This is a genomic window from Achromobacter sp. SIMBA_011 (genome assembly GCF_046535435.1).
Lineage (GTDB): Bacteria > Pseudomonadota > Gammaproteobacteria > Burkholderiales > Burkholderiaceae_B > Achromobacter > Achromobacter dolens.
Genome location: NZ_JAWRWN010001205.1, coordinates 1 through 236 on the forward strand (window position 1 = coordinate 1; position 236 = coordinate 236).

Genomic DNA, 236 nt, shown 5'->3' on the forward strand with positions numbered 1-236 from the left:
ATACTCTTTTTGCTTTTCTCCGAAAAAGGTCAAGAAAGCACTAATTGAACGCTTTAAGAAGCGATTCTCTGTTTCAAGTTCTTTCTTTTCAGCTTTCAAACTCCTGTTTTCGCTTTTCAAACGATCATTCTCTTTAGACAATTCTTTTGTTCGGTTGCGTTCACGTACCAACTCATTTTCTAAACTATTATTGTCCTTTCGAAACACCTCGCCCGCTTTAGCAAGGCTTTTCACCT

At 37.7% G+C, this 236-nt stretch carries 1 protein-coding gene; it reads right to left on the reverse strand.

From position 1 onward, the window contains the following. On the reverse strand, nt 1–236 hold a 236-nt coding region (locus SB816_RS34880), incomplete at both ends, for a hypothetical protein (protein WP_410548610.1).